The sequence below is a fragment of the Kitasatospora sp. NPDC088134 genome (assembly GCF_044741705.1).
Classification (GTDB): Bacteria; Actinomycetota; Actinomycetes; order Streptomycetales; family Streptomycetaceae; genus Kitasatospora.
This window is the reverse complement of sequence record NZ_JBIUTD010000013.1, coordinates 69,164-87,696: the sequence shown is the minus strand read 5'-3', so window position 1 is coordinate 87,696 and position 18,533 is coordinate 69,164. Positions and strand designations below refer to the sequence as shown.

The window sequence follows — 18,533 nt, the reverse complement described above, 5'->3', positions numbered from 1 at the left end:
GTGCACCCCTGTTGGGGCACACCGCAAGGATGGCGGCCGCCGCCGGGGTCTGCTAGGGGATCGGGAAGAACGCCCGGACGAAACGCTCGAACAGCGCGTCGCCGATCGTCCAGCGCATCCGCGGCAGCAGCCGCGAGGGCACCCCGATCCGGTACCTGATCCGCGGGCTGTCGCTGCTGACGGCCTTCTCGATCACCTTCGCCACCGTCTCGGCGCGCACCGCCATCCGGCCCCGGCCGGTGGGGTGCTCGGTCTCCCGGTAGGCGCCGTGCCAGTCGACGAAGTACCGCCAGAACTCGTCGTACAGGCCGGTGCGCTCCTGCCCGGTCATGCCGAGGTCGGCGACCGACATCGGCACGAAGCCGCCGCGCACCGGCGAGGGCTCGATCAGCACCACCTTGATGCCGTCCCGGGCCACCTCCAGCCGCAGCGAGTCGCTGACGGCCTCCAGGGCGTGCTTGGTGGCCTGGTAGTAGCCGCGGCCGGGGGTGGCGAACTGCCCGAAGATCGAGGACATCATCACCACCCGGCCCGCGCCCTGCGCCCGCATCCCGGGCAGCACCAGCTGGGTCAGCCGGCACAGCCCGAACAGGTTGGTCTCGAACTGGCTGCGCACCTCGTCGATCGGGGTCTCCCCGATGGTGCCGTTGAGGCTGTACGCGGCGTTGTTGACCAGGGTGCCGACGGCGCCGTGCTCGGCGGTGATCTTCTCCACCGCGGCGGTCATCGACTCCTCGTCGTTGACGTCGAGCTGGAGCACCCGGATGCCCTCGCGGGCCAGGTCGGCCAGCGCCTCGGGCTTGCGGGCGGTGGCGTAGACCGGCCAGCCGGCCCGGTGCAGCCGCAGCGCGGCGGCCCGGCCGGTGCCGGAGGACATGCCGGTGCTGGAGGAGGCGCCGGTCAGCAGGACCGCCCGGGACGGCCCGCTCACCTGCCCTCCGCCAGGCGCTCCGCGGACACCGCGGCGTCCTCGTCCTGGGAGGCGATCCGGCTGCGGGTCACCGAGTTGCCCAGGCCCAGGCCGTCCACCAGGCGGTTGATGAAGGCGAACAGGGCGGCGGTGAAGACCGCCTCCAGCATCTCCGCGTTGCTCCAGCCGGCCGCCTCGGTGGCCGCCCAGTCCTCGTCGGTGATCCGGAAGGCGCCGGTGCCGACCTTGGTGACCAGGCGCATCAGCACCTTGGTGCGCTCGTCGACCGGCAGCTCCTCCACCGAGTGGGAGTGCTCGATCGCGTCGGTCAGCTCCTGCGGGCCGCCGAACTGGGCCAGGAACCAGTTGTGGGTGCCCACGCAGTACGGGCAGCCGTTCACCTTGGAGCTCCAGGCGGAGATCATCTCGCGGGTCGCGCGCGGCAGCACCCCGTCGTTGAACACCCCGCCGTAGCCGGTGATCACCACCTCCAGCAGGTCGGGGCGGCTGGAGACCAGCCGGAACATGTCCGGGACGAAGGGGATGCCCATCCGCGACTTGATCGCGTCGTACAGCTCCTTCGTGCGGCCCTCGGCCGCGTCCTCCTCCACCAGCGGGACGCGGACGGTGCTCAGCACGTGTGGATCGGTCATGGGGAACGCCCTCCCTTTTTCGGCGGTGCCGGCCGTTCCGCGGAATTCCCGAACGCCGGTGGAATTCACGGCATTTCGGCGCGGAGCGGCGGCGGGGTTTTCCCCATGGTGGCAGGAACGCGCGCGGGCTCTCGTCTCCCAGATTGCCCTGGCCGCAGCAGGTGCGGGCCGGCGGCGGAACGGGTGCGGAACGGGTGCGGACGACGGTGGGAACGACGGTGGGAACGACGACGGCCGCCCGGGCGCGGGGAGGCGCCGGGGCGGCCGTCGGGCCGGGGGGAGGGGTGGGTCACTCGGCGCGCAGCCAGTGGGCCAGCCGCTCGCCGATCATGGTGGAGGTCAGGTTGGTGTTGCAGTTGACGATCTGCGGCATGACCGAGGCGTCGGCCAGGTACAGACCCTCGGTGCCGTGCACCCGCAGCCGCTGGTCGACCACCGCCCCGTCCGCGAAGGCGCCCATCCGGGCCGTGCCGACCGGGTGGTAGCCGCTGTCCAGGCTGGTCCTGACGTACTGTTCGACCATCGCGTCGTTCTCGATCAGGCGGTCGCTCAGCACGATGAACCCGTCGCCCTGCGAGGCGATGCCGGGGTGGTTGGCCAGCTCCCAGCAGGTGCGCACACCCTCGACCAGTTTCTCCAGGTCGCGCGGGGTGGAGAGGAAGTCCAGCCGGATGTCGGGCCCGGCGGCCGGGTCGGTGGAGGCCAGCCGGAGCCGGCCGACCGACTCGGGCTGCTGGTCCACCACCATCACGCCGAAGATCATCGGGGCCTGGGCGAGCATCTGGAGCTCGGGGAACAGCTCCAGGTCGAAGTGGTTGACCATGTAGTACTGCAGGTCGTTGAAGTCGGCCGAGCCCTTGGCGGTGGTCCGCACCATGGTCTGCAGGAACGGCACGTCGGAGTCGACCAGGCCGTTCTTCGGCCGCAGGAAGACGCCGGTGCGCGGGTGGTCCTGCAGGTGCGCGCCGACGCCCGGGTTGTCCAGCCGCACCCGGATGCCCAACCGGGTCAGGTCCTCGGCCGGGCCGATGCCCGAACGCATCAGCAGGGTCGGGGAGTTGACCGCGCCGGCCGAGAGCACCACCTTGTGCGCCCGGAGCTCCTCGGGGGTGCTGCCCGGGGCCGCGGCCAGCACGCCGGTGGCCCGGTCGCCGTCGAACAGCACCTCGTGCACCAGCACCCCGCCCAGCACGGCCAGGTTGGGGCGGCTGCGCACCTCGGGCGTCAGGTACCCCATCGCGGCGGAGACCCGGTGGCGCGGGTCGCGGCGGTTGGACGGGATCGGGCCGATGCCGGTCGCCTCGGGGTGGTTGTGGTCGGCGACCTCGGGGAAGCCCGCGGCCAGGCTCGCCTCGGTGAAGGCGAGCTGCATCGGCGTCATCTCCTCCGGCCGGAACCGGCGGATCGGGATCGGGCCGTCGCTGCCGTGGTACCGGTCGGTGAAGTCGAGGTCGCGCTCCAGCCGCCGGTAGAACGGCAGCACCTGCTCGTACGACCAGTCCGGGTTGCCCGCCGCCACCCAGCGGTCGAAGTTCTCCGGGACGCCGCGCAGCGCGATGGTCGCACCGACCGCGGAGGAGCCGCCGGCCAGCTTCCCGCGCGGGAAGATGATCCGCCGACCGTCCATGATCTCGGCGCGGAAGCGCCAGTCGTGCCGGTGCATCGACATCGCGTTGCCGCTGGCGATGTCGGGCGGCACGTCGGCCGGGTCGGGGAAGTCCGGACCGGCCTCGACCAGCAGTACGGAACGGCCGGGGTCCTCGCTCAACCGGGCCGCGAGGGCGGCGCCGGCCGAGCCGGAGCCGACGACTATCACGTCATACGTGTGCACCATGGATTGAACCTCGCCAGACGGGGATTCGAAGGGGCCGATCTCAGCCGAGTTTCGCAGCGGACCGCCGCCCGGTGTTCTCCGAGACTGCCCAACGGGTATCGGCGGGAATTCGACCGCCCCGGCCGGAGATCGCCGACCGAACCCCGGCAACGTCAGAGAAGCACGTTTTGCGGGCCCGGGACATCCTCAAGTGTCAGGTTCGGCGGACACTGCCATCGAATTCCCCAGAATTCGTTCGCGTGCCCTCCGAGTGTCATTCACCGTCGCTCGCGGGAGGGAATTGGAATGTCGCAAGAACGGCGATTCCGCAGAATGGTCCCCGGGTTGGTCACCGTACTGGTGGCCGCCTCGATGTTCTTCGTCATCCGCTCCTCGGTGGCGGTCGCGGGCAGCGAGGAGGCCGCGGCGGCCTACCGGTTCAAGGAACTGGCGATCACCATGCCGCCCGGCTACGAGTCGCGGCCGATGAACACCATCCGCAAGGTCAACCCCGCCTACGAGAAGATCCGGGCCTGGATCTCCTCGGTCGGCGCCAGCATCGCCATCAACGACGTCACCGGCCACGGCCGCCCCGACGGCATGTGCATCGTCGACACCCGCACCGACTCGGTGGTGGTCACCTGGACCCCGACCGCCCCCGCGGCCGACCGGTTCACCCCGTTCGTGCTCGACGGCAGGCCGCTGCCGATGGACGACACCATGGCGCCCACCGGCTGCACCCCCGGCGACTTCAACGGCGACGGCCGCACCGACTTCCTGGTCACCTACTGGGGCCGCACCCCGGTGCTGTTCATGGCGAAGTCCGACGCCGCCGAGCCGTCCGCCGCCGCCTACGCGCCGCGCGAGGTCGTCCCCGCCGAGAGCCTGGACGGCCGCTACCACGGCCCGCGCTGGAACACCGACGCCGCGTACGTCGGCGACCTGGACGGCAGCGGCCACCCGTCGATCATCATCGGCAACTACTTCCCCGACTCGGACGTCCTCGACCCGAGCGGCATCCGCAACGTTCAGATGAACGACTCGCTCTCCAGCGCCAAGAACGCCGGCGGCGACCACGTGCTGCGCTTCCACTCCGCCAGCACCGGCGCCGAGCCCGACGCCCGGTTCGTCGAGGAGAAGGACGCCATCGCCTTCGACGCCTCCACCGGCTGGACGCTGGCCGTCGCCGGCGCCGACCTGACCGGCGACGGCCTGCCCGAGGTGTACATCGCCAACGACTTCGGCCACGCCCACCTGCTGCACAACGTCTCCACCCCCGGGCGGATCCGGTTCGAGGAGGCCACCGGCGAGCGCACCCCGACCACCCCGAAGTCCTTCGTGCTCGGCAAGGGCTCGTTCAAGGGCATGGGCGTCGACTTCGGCGACGTCGACGGCAACGGCAGCTTCGACATGATGGTCAGCAACATCACCGTCGCCTGGGGCCTGGAGGAGAGCAACTTCCTCTGGATCAACCGGGCCAAGGACCCGGCCGAGATGAAGCGGAAGCTCGACGCCGGCATCGCCCCGTTCACCCAGGAGGCCGCCGACCACGGCGTCGCCTGGACCGGCTGGGGCTGGGACGCCAAGATGGGCGACTTCCTCAACAACGGGCAGCAGAACATCCTGCAGGCCGACGGCTTCGTCAAGGGGAACATCGACCGCTGGCCGTGGCTGCAGGAGATGGCCATGACCAACGACGACCTGCTGTCCAACCCGAAGATCTGGCCCAACGTCGGCCCCGGCGACGACCTGGCCGGCGACGAGGTGATGGCCTTCTACGCCCGCACCGCCGACGGCAAGTACGCCAACATCAGCAAGCAGCTCGGCCTCGACGTGCCGATCCCGACCCGCGGCATCGCCACCGCCGACACCACCGGCACCGGCGTCCTCGACTTCGCCATCGCCCGCCAGTGGGGCCCGCCCGCCTTCTACGCCAACCAGTCCCCGGCGCTCGGCCACGACCTGACGCTGCACCTGTACCGCCCCGCCAGCGGCGCCACCGCCGGCCAGGGCCTCGCCGCCACCGGCGCACCCGCCTACGGCGCCACCGTCTGCGTCATGACCCCCGACGGGAAGAAGCAGATCGCCCAGCTCGACGGCGGCGGCGGCCACGGCGGCTTCCGCAGCTTCGACGTCCGCTTCGGCCTCGGCGCGCAGAGCGGCCCCGTCACCGCCGAGATCACCTGGCGCGACGCCACCGGCGGCCTGCACACCAAGACCCAGCAGCTCACCGCCGGGAGCCACACCCTCATGCTGACCGACGACATCCAGGAGGTGGCGGCCCGATGACCGCGACCGAGATCGCCGGCGTGGCCGCCCACGCCGTCCGCCCGCAGAGCGGGAAGAAGCAGCCCAACCGCGACCCGCGCTACCTCGCCCTGCGCAACTTCGCCCTCTCGATGTCCGTCTTCAACATCTTCGGCTACACCCTGCTCGGCTTCGAGCAGCCCTGGCTCTGGCCGCTGATCTGCGCCCCGTTCGGCTACACCGTCGAGATCGTGCTGGAGATGGTCAGCGCCTGGGCGCAGCAGCGCACCCCGCGCTTCCGCGGCAACGGCCTGCGCGGCCTGTACGAGTTCCTGCTCCCCTCGCACATCACCGCCCTCGCCGCCAACATGCTGCTCTACGCGAACGACCGGCTGCTGCCCATCCTGCTCGCCGTGTTCATCGGCGTCGCCGCCAAGCACGCCCTGCAGGCCCCCGTGTACGGCCGGATGCGGCACTTCATGAACCCGTCGAACTTCGGCATCACGATGGCGCTGGTGCTGTTCGGCTCCTGGGTCAGCATCGCCCCGCCGTACGAGTTCACCGAGAACGCCAACACCTTCTTCCGGATCGGCATCCCGCTGATCATCACCACCGCCGGCACCGTCATCAACGCGATGCTGACCAAACGCGTCCCGCTGATCGTCGGCTGGCTCGGCGGCTTCGTCATCCAGGCCCTGCTGCGGCACTGGATCTGGGACGTGGCGATCTTCTCCGCGCTCGGCCCGATGAGCGGCGTCGCCTTCGTCCTCTACACCAACTACATGATCACCGACCCGGGCACCACCCCGGCCAAGCCGCGCAACCAGTTCATGTTCGGCTCCGCGGTCGCCATGGTCTACGGCGTGCTGATGCTCTTCAACGTCGTCTACACGCTGTTCTTCGCCACCACGATCGTCTGCGGCCTGCGCGGCGCCGGCTGGTGGGTCGCGCACTTCCGCGCCAAGCGCAAGCAGGCCGCCGGCGGCAGCGTCCAGGGCCTGCCCGGGCAGCCCGCCGCGGCCGTCACCGGCCCGCACGGCAACGAGGCGGTGGCGGCGTGACGGACCGTCAGAACAGCGGGGCGGACCGGGCCGGCGGGCAGCCGGCCGGCCGCGGCCGGATCGCCGTGGTCGGCATCGCCTGCCGCTACCCCGACGCCGACAGCCCCGAACAGCTGTGGCAGAACGTGCTGGCGGGCCGCCGCGCCTTCCGCAGGCTCCCCGACGTGCGGATGCGCGCCGAGGACTACTGGTCGCCCGACCCCGCCGCGCCCGACCGCTTCTACAGCGCCAAGGCCGCCGTCATCGAGGGCTTCGAGTTCGACCGGGTCCGCCACCGGGTGGCCGGCAGCACCTTCCGCGCCACCGACATGACGCACTGGCTGGCCCTGGACACCGCCGCCCGCGCCCTGGAGGACGCCGGCTTCCCGTTCGGCGAGGGCCTGGCCGACGCCAACACCGGCGTCATCATCGGCAACACCCTCACCGGCGAGTTCAGCCGCGCCAACCTGATGCGGCTGCGCTGGCCCTACGTGCGCCGCACCGTCGGCGCCGCCCTGCGCGAACAGGGCTGGGGCGACGAGGAGTTGGGCGCCTTCCTGGACGGCCTGGAGAGCCGCTACAAGAGCGCCTTCCCGCCGATCGGTGAGGACACCCTGGCCGGCGGCCTGGCCAACACCATCGCCGGCCGGATCTGCAACCACTTCGACTTCAAGGGCGGCGGCTTCACCGTCGACGGTGCCTGCTCCTCCTCGCTGCTGTCCGTCTCCACCGCCTGCGACGCCCTGGTCGACGGCCGGATGGACGTCGCCGTGGCCGGCGGCGTCGACCTCAGCATCGACCCGTTCGAGGTGATCGGCTTCGCCAAGACCGGGGCGCTGGCCACCGGCGAGATGAAGGTCTACGACAAGGGCTCCAACGGCTTCTGGCCCGGCGAGGGCTGCGGCATGGTCGTCCTGATGCGCGACGAGGACGCCCGCGCCCAGGGCCGGTTCCGCTACGCCACCATCCCCGGCTGGGGCTACTCCTCCGACGGCAAGGGCGGCATCACCCGCCCCGAGGCCAGCGGCCACCGCCTCGCCCTGACCCGCGCCTACCGGGCCGCCGGCTTCGGCATCGAGACCGTCGGCTACTTCGAGGGCCACGGCACCGGCACCGCCGTCGGCGACGCCACCGAACTGCGCGCCTTCTCCGAGGCCCGCCGCGCCGCCGACGCCCAGGCGCCCGCCGCGCTCAGCACCGTCAAGGGCAACTTCGGCCACACCAAGGCCGCCGCCGGCGTCGCCGGCCTGCTCAAGGCGATCCTCGCCGTCCGCCACCAGGTCATCCCGCCCGCCACCGGCCACTACGACCCGCACGCCGAACTCGGCGGCCCCGCCCCGGCGATGCGCGTCCCCGACCAGGCCGAACTGTGGCCCGCCGGGGCGCCGATCCGGGCCGGCATCTCCTCGATGGGCTTCGGCGGCATCAACGCGCACGTCGTCGTCGAGCACGCCGACGGCATCCGCCGCACCGCCGTCCCCTCGGTCGCCCGCCGCCTGGTCGCCTCCCGGCAGGACACCGAACTGTTCTTCCTCGACGGCGCCGACCCCGAGGAACTGCGCGCCAAGGCCGACCGGCTGGCCGGCTTCGCCGCCCAGCTCTCCTACGCCGAACTCGGCGACCTCGCCGCCTCGCTGGAGCGCGACCTGGCCGACCGGCCGCTGCGCGCCGCCGTCCTCGCCGCCTCGCCCGAGCAGGCCGTCGAACGGTTCACCGCCCTCGCCCGGCTGATCGACTCCGGGGCGCGCTCCGCCGTCGGCACCACCCAGGGCGTCTTCCTCGGCAGCGCCGGCCGGGCCCCCCGGATCGGCTTCCTCTTCCCCGGCCAGGGCGCCGGCCGCCGCGGCGACGGCGGGGCGCTGCGCCGCCGCTTCGCCGCCGTCGACGACCTGTACCGGCGCCTGGACCTGCCCGCCGACGGCGACCAGGTCGCCACCGACGTCGCCCAGCCGCGGATCGTCGCCGCCTCGGTGGCCGGCCTGCGGGTGCTCGACCAGCTCGGCGTCGAGGCGGTCCGCGCCACCGGCCACAGCCTCGGCGAACTCACCGCCCTGCACTGGGCCGGCGCCCTGGACGAGGCGACGGTGCTGCGCGCCGCCGCCGCCCGCGGCCGGATCATGGCCGCCGCCTCCGACGGCGGCGGCACCATGGCGGCCCTGGCCACCACCCCGGCCCTCGCCGAGGCGCTGACCGTCGGCGAACCCGTGGTGATCGCCGGCCTCAACAGCCCCACCCAGACGGTGGTCTCCGGACCGGTCGAGGCCGTCGACCGGGTCTGCGCGCTCGCCGCCCGGCAGGGCATCGGCGTCGGCCGGGTCAACGTCTCGCACGCCTTCCACTCCCCGGCCGTGGCCCCCGCCGCCGCCGGCTTCGCCGAACACCTCGCCCAGGAGCGCTTCGGCCTCGTCGGCGACGGCCTGGTCTCCACCGTCACCGGCACCCTGCTGCCCGCCGACACCGACGTCGCGGACCTGCTGACCCGGCAGATCGTCCAGCCGGTCCGGTTCACCGACGCGCTGCACGCCATGGACGGGCAGGTCGACCTGCTGATCGAGGTCGGCCCCGGCCAGATCCTGCGCACCCTCGCCGCCGAGGTGCTGCCCGCCGTCCCCGCGGTCGCCACCGAGGCCGACGCGCTCTCCCTCGGCGGCCTGCTCGGCGCCGTCGCCGCCGCCTGGACGATGGGCGCGCCCGTCCGGCACGAGCAGCTGTTCGCCGACCGGTTCACCCGGCCGCTGCCGCTCGACAAGGAGTTCCGGTTCTTCGCCAGCCCCTGCGAGGACGGCGGCGAGGACTTCGTCCTGGAACACACCGCGACGGCGGCCGCCACCCCGGCGCCGGCCGGCGCGGCGCCCGCCGCCCCCGCCGAGGCGACCAGCCTGGAGGTGCTGATCCGGCTCGCCGCCGAGCGCGCCGAACTGCCCGTCGAGACCGTCGACCCCTCGGCCAACCCGCTCGACGAACTGCACCTCAGCTCCATCACGGTCGGCCAGATCATGAACCAGGCCGCCCAGCAGCTCGGCATCGTCGCGCCGATGGTCACCACCGCGTTCGCCACCTCCACGCTCGGCGAACTCGCCGCACTGCTCGACGAGCTGGCCGAACAGTCGCCCGAGGACGCCCGCTCCGGCGCGGCCGCCGGCGTCGCCCCCTGGGTCCGCCCGTTCCGGATCGACCTCACCGAGACCGCCCCGCCCGCCCCCGCCGCCGGACCCGGCGGCGACTGGCAGGTCTTCGCCACCGACCGGCACCCGCTGGCCGCCCCGCTCACCGCCGCGCTCACCGCCACCGCCCCCGGCGGCGGCGTGCTGCTCGCCCTGCCCCGCGACTGCGACCAGCGCCACCTCGGCCTGATGCTCGCCGCCGCCCGCGCCGCCCTCGACCCCGCCCGCCGCGCCGCCGGCACCCGCCTGGTCGCCGTCGGCGACCGCCGCGGCGCCGCCGGACTCGCCAAGACCCTCCACCTGGAGGCCCCCGACATCCCCGTCACCGTCGTCACCCTGCCCCTCGACGGCGACCTCGACCCCGCCGACGCCGACCGGATCAGCGCCCGGATCGCCGCCGACACCGCCGCCACCACCGCCTTCGCCGAAGTCCACTACGACGCCGACGGCACCCGCCGCACCCCCGTGCTGCGCGCCGTCGACCTCCAACCCGAGGACGGCCACCAGGCCCTCGGCCCGCAGGACGTCCTGCTGGTCACCGGCGGCGGCAAGGGCATCACCGCCGAGTGCTCGATCGCGCTGGCCGGCGCCAACGGCGCCGCGATCGGCCTGCTCGGCCGCTCCGACCCCGCCGAGGACACCGAACTCGCCGACAACCTGGCCCGGATGCAGGCCGCCGGCCTGCGCGTGCACTACGCCCGCGCCGACGTCACCTCCGCCGACCAGGTCAAGGCCGCCGTCACCGAGATCACCCGCGAACTCGGCCCCGTCACCGGCCTGCTGCACGGCGCCGGCCGCAACGAACCGCAGTCGCTGGCCACCCTCGACGAGGACGCCTTCCGGCGCACCCTCGCCACCAAGATCGACGGCGTGGAGGCCGTCCTCGCCGCCGTCGACCCGGCCGCGCTGCGCCTGTTCGTCACCTTCGGCAGCATCATCGGCCGGGCCGGCCTGCGCGGCGAGGCCGACTACGCCACCGCCAACGACTGGCTCACCGAACTCACCGTCCGCTTCCAGCAGGACAACCCGCACTGCCGCTGCCTCGCCCTGGAGTGGTCCGTGTGGTCCGGCTCCGGCATGGGCGAACGCCTCGGCGTGCTGGAGGCGCTGGTCCGCGAGGGCATCGAACCCATCCCCACCGAGGACGGCGTCGCCCTGCTCGGCCGGCTGCTCGCCACCCCCGGCACCGACCCCGCCCTGGTCGTCATGGGCCGGGCCGGCGGACTCCCCACCCTCACCCTCGAGGAGCGCGAACTGCCGCTGCTGCGCTTCCTGGAGCGCCCGCAGGTCCACTACCCCGGCATCGAACTGGTGGTGGACGCCGAACTCACCGGCGGCGGCGACCTCTACCTGCCCGACCACCTGCTCGACGGCGACCTGCTGTTCCCCGCCGTCCTCGGCATGGAGGCGATGACCCAGGCCGCCACCGCCCTGACCGGCCGTCAGGACACCCCCGTGCTGGAGGACCTGAAGTTCCTGCGGCCCGTCGTCGTCCCCGTCACCGGCGCCACCACCCTGCGGGTCGCCGTCCTCGCCACCGGCCCCGACACCGTCGAGGCGGTGCTGCGCAGCGGCGAGACCGGCTTCCAGGCCGACCACTTCCGGGCCACCCTGCGGTTCGGCGAGCAGCGGCCCGCCGCCGACCCGGCCCCCGTCACCGCTGAGGTGCCCCGGGTCCCGCTCACCCCCGACGAGATGTACGGGCCGGTGCTGTTCCAGGGCGACCGCTTCCAGCGGCTGCTCGCCTACCGCGACCTCGCCGCCACGCACTGCCTGGCCGAGATCGACGACAGCCCGCGCACCGACTGGTTCGCCGGCTACCACCCCGGCGAGCTGCTGCTCGCCGACCCCGGCACCCGCGACGCGCTGATGCACTCCATCCAGGCGTGCGTCCCCGAGGCCACCCTGCTCCCGGTCAGCGTGGAGCGCCTGCACCTCGCCGAGGGCGGCTCCTCCCGGGCCGGCCGGCTGCTGTTCCTGGACGCCCGCGAGCGCTCCCGGGACGGCGACAGCTACCTGTACGACCTCGACGTCCGCGACCAGGGCGGCACCACCGTCGAGCAGTGGGAGGGCCTGCTGCTGCAGGCCGTCCGCAAGCAGGACGGCTCCGGCCCCTGGCTGCCCGCGCTGCTCGGCCCGTTCCTGGAGCGGCGGGTCGAGGCCGCGCTCGGCCGCCCCGTGCGCTGCGTCGTGCTGCCCGGCGGCGAGGGCAGCGGCGGACCGGTCGCCGAACGGCGGCGGCGCACCGCCGAGGCCGCGAGCTGGGCGCTCGGCCGCACCACCGAGGTGCGCCACCGGCCCGACGGGCGGCCCGAACTCGCCGACGGGCGGCGGATCTCCTCCTCGCACGCGGCGGGCGTCACCTTCACCGTGGTCGCCGAGCAGACCGTCGCCTGCGACGTCGAGACGGTCACCGCCCGCACCGCCGAGGAGTGGGCCGGCCTGCTCGGACCCGAGGCCGCCGCGCTGGCGGAACTGCTGGCCGCCGAGCGCGGCGAACCGCTCGACACCGCCGCCACCCGGGTCTGGGGCGCGGTGGAGACCCTGCGCAAGGCCGGGCACGCGGTGGCCGCGCTCAGCCTGGACGGCGGCCCGGCGGGCAGCCCGGCGGGCGGTCGCGGCCTGCCGCCCGGCTGGGTGGCCTTCCGCGGCGGCGCGCACCGGATCGTCGGCTTCGTCACCGCGCTGGACGGCGTCGCCGAACCCGTCGCCTTCACCGTGCTGGCCGGGGGTGACCGGTGAGCACGCCCGACTACTACGAGTACCGGCACCTGGTGGGCTTCGAGGAGACCAACCTGGTCGGCAACGTCTACTACGTCAACTACCTGCGCTGGCAGGGCCGTTGCCGGGAGATGTTCCTGCTGGAGAAGGCCCCCGAGGTGCTCGCCGACGTCCGCGCCGACCTCAAGCTGTTCACCCTCAAGGTGGACTGCGAGTTCTTCGCCGAGATCACCGCCTTCGATGAGCTGTCCATCCGGATGCGCCTCGCCGACCTCACCCAGACCCAGGTCGCCTTCACCTTCGACTACGTGAAGATCGGGTCCGACGGCGCCGAGTACCTGGTCGCCCGCGGCCGGCAACGGGTCGCCTGCATGCGCGGCCCCAACACCGACACCCGCCCGACCCGGGTCCCCGAACCGCTCCGGCTCGCCCTGGAGCCCTACGCCGCCCAGCCGACGGCGCCCACCCTGACCGGCACCACCACAGCGAGGTGATCGTGATGACCTCCTTCCCGCCCGCCTCCCGCCTGCCCGCCTCCCTCCCGCCCCTCCCGGCCGCGGCCTTCCCGACCGCCGCCGCGCCGCTGCCCGGCGCGCTCGACCTGCCCCCGCTCCCCGCGGAGGCCCCCGAGGCCGACCTCGGCGACCACCGGGCGCTGCGCGGCGTGCTCGGCCGCTTCGCCACCGGCGTCACCGTGCTCACCGCCGGGCGCGACACCCCCTGCGGAATGACCGCCAACTCCTTCACCTCCGTCTCGCTCGACCCCGCGCAGGTGCTGGTGTGCGTGGTCAAGTCGGCCGCGATCCACGCGGCCGTGCTCGCCGAGGGCGCGTTCGCCGTCTCCGTCCTCGCCCGCGACCAGGAGTGGGTGGCCCGGCACTTCGCCGACCGCAACCGGCCGCGCGGCGCCAAGGAGTTCGCCGGTATCGGCCACACCCGGGGCCGCCACACCGGCGCCCCCGTCCTCGACCACGTCCAGGCCTGGCTGGAGTGCCGCCTCGGCGCCGTCCACGAGGGAGGTGACCACACCATCTTCGTCGGCACCGTCCTCGGCGCGGGCCGCTCCACCGGCACCGACCCGCTGCTCTACCACGGCGGCGCCTTCGCCCGCCTGGCGGGCTGACGCTCCGTCAGCTCTCTTGCTCCGGACGCCCGGTCGGACCTCTCCGGCCGGGCGTTCGGCATGCCCGGGGACGTCCGGGGACGCCTTGTGGGGGTGCTTCCCGAAGGGCTTTCCGAGCGGCTTTCCGGCGGTGTTCCCCCGGGGTGTGTCCCGGCGCACGCGGAAGGGCCCGGACCGGGGGAGCGGTCCGAGCCCTTCGCCCGCGTTCGGGCGGTCAGTCGCGGGGGAGCACCGTCATCGGCAGACCCCCCTTCACCCGCAGGGTCAGCATCGGCTCGGCCTGCACCCGGTGCCCCGGCGGCAGCGACAACCGCAGCCGGCGCAGCAGGACGACCAGCACCACGGTGGCCTCCAGCATGCCCAGGCTGCTGCCCACGCAGACCCGCGGCCCCGCGCCGAACGGCACGTACGCGTAGCGGTGGCGGCCCGCGGAGCGCCCCCGGGCGAAGCGCTCCGGGTCGAACCGGCCCGGGTGCTCCCAGAACTCCGGGTGCCGGTGCAGCGTGTACGGGCAGAGCACCACGTCCGCACCGGCCGGCACCCGGTAGCCGCCGACCTCGTCCGCGGCCAGCGCCTTGCGCGGCAGCAGCCACACCGCCGGGTACAGCCGCATCACCTCCTGCAGCACCATCGAGGTGTACGTCAGCCGGTGCACGTCGTCGATCGTCGGCAGCCGGTCGCCCAGCACCTCGTCCACCTCGGCCCGGACCTTGTCCCCGACCTCCGGGTGCCGGTCCAGCAGGTACAGCGCCCAGCTGAGGGTGCTCGCCGTGGTGTCGTGCCCGGCCAGCAGCAGGGTGACCAGCTCGTCGCGCATCCTGGTCCGCCGCGCCACCGGGTCGCGCTCGTCCGCGGTGGCGTCGACCAGCCGGGACAGCACGTCGTCCCGGGTACCGTCGGAGGCCGGGTGCAGTTCCCGCTGCGCCGCCAACTCGCCGACGATCCGGTCGAGTTCGGCCCGGGCCCGGCGGAAGCGCAACTGCAGCGGCAGCGGCACCCAGGAGGGCACCGAACTCAGGCTCATCATCTCGAAGATGGCCTGGTCCTGGACCACCTCGAAGGCCTCGCCGATCGACTCGTACGCGCCCAGGTCGGCGTCCAGCAGGGCCCGGCCGAGCACCCCCAGGGTCAGCGAGGTCATCTCCTGCCGGACGTCCACCGGCCCGGCGCCCGCCGTGCGGCGCAGCCGCTCGGCGAGCAGCGCCGCCTCCTCGGCGATCACGTCGGTCTGCCGGTTGATCCGGCGGGCCTGGAACACCGGCTGGATCACCTTGCGCTGCGCCCGCCACCGCTCGCCCTCGCTGGTCAGCAGGCCGTCGCCGAGGGCCCGCCGGGCGTGCACCAGGCCGATGCCCTTGTGGTAGTTGGCGCTGTTGTCGGTCAGCACCCGGCGGACGTGGTCGGGGTGGTTGAAGAAGTACAGCGTCTTCGGCCCCAGCGGCAGCCGCACCGCGTCGCCGTACCGGGCCGCGGCCCGCGTCATCACCGTCAGCCGGTCGGCCGCCATCCGGGCCAGCAGCACCGGCGTCCCCGCCCGGGACGGCCCGGGCGGTCGGCGCGCGGTACCGCGCGGCCGGCTCACGGCGGGGGCGGTGGTCCGTGCGGAGGCCGGGGTGGGTCCGGTGTCCTCGGAGGCGGCCGGTTTCGGCTCGGCGGCCGTCACGTCCGGGCCCCGGCCGCGCCGCTGACGATCCGTTCGGCGATGGCCCGGCGCCAGACCTCGTACGCGGGCAGCTCGGCGCCGTCCACCACCGGCCGGGGCCGGGCCTCGGTGCAGACCTGGACGGCCTGCTGCGGGGTGAGCCCGCAGAGCACCGCCGTGGCGGCCTCGGCGTGCTCGGTGAGCAGCCCCGACTCGACCCGGGCGGTGGCCGCGAAGGCCGCGCCCTGGGCGAGTTGCGGCCGGTACCGCCCGGCCCGCTCCAGCAGCAGCCGCAGCTCCGCGTCGGTCGCGCCCGCCGCGTAGCAGGCCGCCAGCCCGACCCCGGCCCACAGGTCGGCGTGCCGGTCGTCCTGGTAGCCGTCGACCAGGTCGGCGACCACCGCCGGGTCGGTGCCGCCGATGAACCACAGCGCCCGGCCGATGCCCTGGTCGATGGCGTGCCCGGCGTAGCCCCGGGCCTCGTCGCCGGGCCACGGGAAAGCGGTTTCCCGGTGGTGCCCGTGCACGTACCGCGCGGTCCGGAAGTACGCCTGGTGGAAGCCGTACCCGTCCAGCGCGAGCCAGCGCAGCAGCGGGTCGGCGGGCGCGATCGAGGCCCAGCGGAAGCGCGGCAGCCGGGCCATCGCCCAGCCCACGCCGACGTGCACCATGTAGTCGTGCGGTGCGCCGTGACCGGCCAGGAACTCCGCCACCCGCCCGCGACCGGGCAGCGGCAGGCCGTCCAGCATGGCCAGGCCCATCCCCGCGCCCTCGTAGGCGAAGCCCCGGTAGCGCACCGGGATCAGCTCCAGCCGCCGGTGCGCCTCGTCCTGGTCGCGGGCCTCGACGGCGATCGCGTACCCGTCGAGGAAGCTCCCGCCGACGGTCTCCAGGTTGGTGCGCGCCGCCTCGTCCTTCAGGTGGAACCCCCTGGTGGACAACTTCGTCTCGTTGTGGCTCGGTGTCAACAGGCGTCGTCGGGCCGCCCGCCAGCCTCCGCTCATCACTGCCTCCCGCCCGCCGCGGCCCGGACGGCCACGGCTCTCCGCTCCATGCTTCGGTGCCCGGGAGCGGGGGGCTACTCCGACCGTGCCGACGCCGGGCAACACGGAAGTAGTCGCCCCACCGGGGGTGTCCACGACACTCTTCACGCCCCGCGCGCCACCGGTCCCCGACACCCCTTCGGGGACCGGCCCTCCGTGAGCTGAGGAGAACCACGTGACCGAAACCATCACGGGCCGGACGGTCAAAGCACCACCGCGCGCCACCTCACTGTTCGTCAACGGCCTCTTCCCGCGCCGCCGCGCCCTGGTCGTCGTGCTCGGCCTGCTGGGCGGACTGCTGCTCGCCTGGGCCTGGTCCTCGAAACTGGCCGACGACGAGATCGGCTTCACCACCGCCAACCAACTGCTCGGCCACGACGCCAGGAAAACGCCGCTGACCGGCGTCGCGGCCGGCGTCCTGTTCGCCTTCGTCTCCGGCCTGGCCGGCTCCTTCACCGCCTGCAACGTCGCGGTGTTCGGCGCGGTCGGCCCGCTGGTCGGGCAGATGAGCCTGACCCGCCGTCAGCGCCTCGGCCACGCGCTGCGCCCGCTGGGCTGGCTGACGGCCGGCATGCTGCCGGTCTCCGCCGGGTACGGCGTGCTGGTCGGCCTGTACGGCACCCACCTGCCGCAGTTCTCCACCACCGCCACGCCGGGGACGATCTCGCCGCGCATCCTCCAGGCGATGATCGTCTTCGGCCTGGTCGGCCTGGTCATGCTGGTGATCGGCCTGGCCGCGGCGGGCGTCCTTCCCGATCCGCTGGCGGGGGTGGCCCGCCGCTTCCCGAACGCCCCGCTGGTGCTGATCGGCGTGCTGGTCGGCGCCTTCCTGATCGGCCGCCCGTACCCGCTGTTCCGCAACCTGTTCCGGCACGCGGCCCAGGAGCACAACCCGCTCTACGGCGCGGTCGCCTTCTCGCTCCAGTCGCTCGGCAACATCCTGGTGATGGCCCTGCTCTTCGTCCTGCTCTCCTTCGTCCTCGGCACCCCCGTCCAACGCTGGCTGGCCACCAAACCGGGCCGGGCGGCGGCCCTGACCGCCACCGCGTTCCTGGTCGCCGGCGCGTTCACGCTCATCTACTGGGACGTCCGCATCCTCGGCAACTTCGGCTACCTGTGGTGGCCCAAGGCCCCCTGGAACACCTGACCCCCACGGACGGCGGGCCCGGCCACCCACCGCGGCCCGCCGTCCCGGCCGCCGGGGCCCCCGGTCGAACGCGAGGAGCCTGCCGCCCGATGGGCCCGACGGACCGGCCCGCTTCCGGCGGACGCCGGGCCCGGGCGGAACGCCAAGTCAACGCCAGGCTTTCGCCATGGGGTGGGGGCGCGTGGCCGAGCAGGATGGTTCCCGACGCCTCCCGTTGCCGCACGGCCCCGGGAGGGGGTCACCGCCTCGGCCCGGTGAGCCGTGATGTGCGCGCGTGGGAGGAGAGCTCTGTGCGTCCCCAGGGATTCCCGGAGATGCGTGACCCGAACGGGCCGGGCGTCGCCGAGGTCGACTCCGATCCGGACCACCTCGACGGTTCCTGCACGACCACGCCGATCCGGAGCAACTGCACCAACCCGTCGGGCAGTCGGTACACCTCGGAGCCCTGCAGCACGAGCCGGATCTTCGGCGACAACCACAACTTCAACAACGGCGCCCGGGGTTCGGGGAACCACGGCGACCGCTGACATCCGGTGAAGCGGGCGCGGCCCGCTCTCGAAGTCATGGAGGAAGAATGCGGATCAGGTTCGGAAGAGGCGCCGCCAAGGCGGCCGCGGTGGCCGCGGTGGCCGTCGGCATCGCTGCCGCCAACGCCGGGAGCGCCTACGCCGCCGCCGACCCGAGCGGCGTGGAGACATGCCCGAGCGGCGTCGTATGCCTGTACTACAACTCGCCCTGGTACGGCTGGGGATCGTTCGAGGACTGGTCCCCGAACCAGAGCGTCGACCTGCGGAAGAACACCTTCGCCCACTGGGCGAACGGCTCCGGCTACGGCCAGACCGTCTACGGGAACGCGGCCGCACTCGTCAACCACACGGATCACTGGGTGTACATCGCCGTGATCAACGGCGGCGAGGCCGGCTTCCCACCGGGATACGCGGACTCCCTCTTCCAGAACGCGAACGGTGACGAGTACCTGTCCACCTGAGCACCGGGGCGGGCCGGGCGTCGAGGGACGGAGGAAGGGTTT

13 protein-coding genes are annotated in these 18,533 nt (G+C 73.6%); 8 read left to right on the top strand and 5 right to left on the bottom strand.

What is annotated here, in order from left to right:
* Window positions 1–52: 52 nt before the first annotated feature.
* The 3 genes from ACIOHG_RS21165 to ACIOHG_RS21155 all read right to left on the bottom strand — a co-directional run bounded on the left by ACIOHG_RS21165 (window position 53) and on the right by ACIOHG_RS21155 (window position 3,397).
* Entirely contained in the window at window positions 53–931 is an 879-nt protein-coding gene (locus ACIOHG_RS21165; RefSeq protein ID WP_400952828.1) for an SDR family NAD(P)-dependent oxidoreductase, read from the bottom strand.
* Window positions 928–1,563, bottom strand: a complete 636-nt coding sequence (locus ACIOHG_RS21160; protein WP_400952826.1) for a carboxymuconolactone decarboxylase family protein — start codon at window positions 1,561–1,563, stop codon at window positions 928–930. Before ACIOHG_RS21160 ends, ACIOHG_RS21165 begins: the two co-directional genes overlap by 4 nt.
* A 289-nt stretch (window positions 1,564–1,852) precedes the next feature.
* The gene (locus tag ACIOHG_RS21155; protein ID WP_400952823.1) at window positions 1,853–3,397 is read right to left on the bottom strand and encodes a GMC family oxidoreductase; all 1,545 of its coding nucleotides are present in this window, start codon (window positions 3,395–3,397) and stop codon (window positions 1,853–1,855) included.
* 312 nt (window positions 3,398–3,709) lie between these two features.
* Here ACIOHG_RS21155 and ACIOHG_RS21150 point away from each other — a divergent pair, with 312 nt between their 5' ends.
* From ACIOHG_RS21150 to ACIOHG_RS21130, 5 genes are read left to right on the top strand one after another with little or no spacing between them, the layout of a single operon-like run.
* The gene (locus ACIOHG_RS21150; RefSeq protein WP_400952820.1) at window positions 3,710–5,665 is read left to right on the top strand and encodes an FG-GAP-like repeat-containing protein; all 1,956 of its coding nucleotides are present in this window, start codon (window positions 3,710–3,712) and stop codon (window positions 5,663–5,665) included.
* On the top strand, window positions 5,662–6,684 hold the full coding sequence (locus tag ACIOHG_RS21145) for an enediyne biosynthesis protein (protein ID WP_400952817.1): 1,023 nt from the start codon (window positions 5,662–5,664) through the stop codon (window positions 6,682–6,684). Before ACIOHG_RS21150 ends, ACIOHG_RS21145 begins: the two co-directional genes overlap by 4 nt.
* A complete protein-coding gene (locus ACIOHG_RS21140; RefSeq protein ID WP_400952814.1) occupies window positions 6,681–12,569 on the top strand; it encodes an SDR family NAD(P)-dependent oxidoreductase in 5,889 nt (1,962 codons plus the stop codon). Before ACIOHG_RS21145 ends, ACIOHG_RS21140 begins: the two co-directional genes overlap by 4 nt.
* On the top strand, window positions 12,566–13,042 hold the full coding sequence (locus ACIOHG_RS21135) for an acyl-CoA thioesterase (RefSeq protein WP_400952812.1): 477 nt from the start codon (window positions 12,566–12,568) through the stop codon (window positions 13,040–13,042). Before ACIOHG_RS21140 ends, ACIOHG_RS21135 begins: the two co-directional genes overlap by 4 nt.
* A gap of 5 nt (window positions 13,043–13,047) precedes the next feature.
* A complete protein-coding gene (locus tag ACIOHG_RS21130) occupies window positions 13,048–13,671 on the top strand; it encodes a flavin reductase family protein (RefSeq protein WP_400952809.1) in 624 nt (207 codons plus the stop codon).
* A gap of 214 nt (window positions 13,672–13,885) precedes the next feature.
* Here ACIOHG_RS21130 and ACIOHG_RS21125 read toward each other — a convergent pair whose 3' ends face one another.
* Window positions 13,886–15,178, bottom strand: a complete 1,293-nt coding sequence (locus ACIOHG_RS21125) for a cytochrome P450 (RefSeq protein WP_400953075.1) — start codon at window positions 15,176–15,178, stop codon at window positions 13,886–13,888.
* 152 nt (window positions 15,179–15,330) lie between these two features.
* Complete coding sequence (locus tag ACIOHG_RS21120; protein WP_400952807.1) at window positions 15,331–16,317, bottom strand: DUF1702 family protein; 987 nt, start codon at window positions 16,315–16,317, stop codon at window positions 15,331–15,333.
* A gap of 214 nt (window positions 16,318–16,531) precedes the next feature.
* On the opposite strand from ACIOHG_RS21120, the gene ACIOHG_RS21115 reads away from it, so the two are divergent.
* The 3 genes from ACIOHG_RS21115 to ACIOHG_RS21105 all read left to right on the top strand — a co-directional run bounded on the left by ACIOHG_RS21115 (window position 16,532) and on the right by ACIOHG_RS21105 (window position 18,491).
* Window positions 16,532–17,503 carry a hypothetical protein gene (locus ACIOHG_RS21115; protein ID WP_400952804.1) on the top strand — a complete coding sequence of 324 codons (972 nt, stop codon included), beginning with the start codon at window positions 16,532–16,534 and terminating at the stop codon, window positions 17,501–17,503.
* Between the two features lie 314 nt (window positions 17,504–17,817).
* Entirely contained in the window at window positions 17,818–18,030 is a 213-nt protein-coding gene (locus ACIOHG_RS21110; RefSeq protein WP_400952803.1) for a hypothetical protein, read from the top strand.
* A 47-nt stretch (window positions 18,031–18,077) separates the two neighbouring features.
* Entirely contained in the window at window positions 18,078–18,491 is a 414-nt protein-coding gene (locus tag ACIOHG_RS21105; protein ID WP_400952800.1) for a peptidase inhibitor family I36 protein, read from the top strand.
* The last annotated feature ends 42 nt before the right edge of the window (window positions 18,492–18,533 follow it).

Excerpts from the sequence above, each read along its gene's own strand:
- ACIOHG_RS21160 (WP_400952826.1), bottom strand. The coding sequence starts at position 1,563 with ATGACCGATCCACACGTGCTGAGCACCGTCCGCGTCCCGCTGGTGGAG.
- ACIOHG_RS21155 (WP_400952823.1), bottom strand. The coding sequence starts at position 3,397 with ATGGTGCACACGTATGACGTGATAGTCGTCGGCTCCGGCTCGGCCGGC.
- ACIOHG_RS21150 (WP_400952820.1), top strand. The coding sequence starts at position 3,710 with ATGGTCCCCGGGTTGGTCACCGTACTGGTGGCCGCCTCGATGTTCTTC.
- ACIOHG_RS21145 (WP_400952817.1), top strand. The coding sequence starts at position 5,662 with ATGACCGCGACCGAGATCGCCGGCGTGGCCGCCCACGCCGTCCGCCCG.
- ACIOHG_RS21130 (WP_400952809.1), top strand. The coding sequence starts at position 13,048 with ATGACCTCCTTCCCGCCCGCCTCCCGCCTGCCCGCCTCCCTCCCGCCC.
- ACIOHG_RS21125 (WP_400953075.1), bottom strand. The coding sequence starts at position 15,178 with ATGGCGGCCGACCGGCTGACGGTGATGACGCGGGCCGCGGCCCGGTAC.
- ACIOHG_RS21120 (WP_400952807.1), bottom strand. The coding sequence starts at position 16,317 with ATGAGCGGAGGCTGGCGGGCGGCCCGACGACGCCTGTTGACACCGAGC.
- ACIOHG_RS21110 (WP_400952803.1), top strand. The coding sequence starts at position 17,818 with ATGCGTGACCCGAACGGGCCGGGCGTCGCCGAGGTCGACTCCGATCCG.
- ACIOHG_RS21105 (WP_400952800.1), top strand. The coding sequence starts at position 18,078 with ATGCGGATCAGGTTCGGAAGAGGCGCCGCCAAGGCGGCCGCGGTGGCC.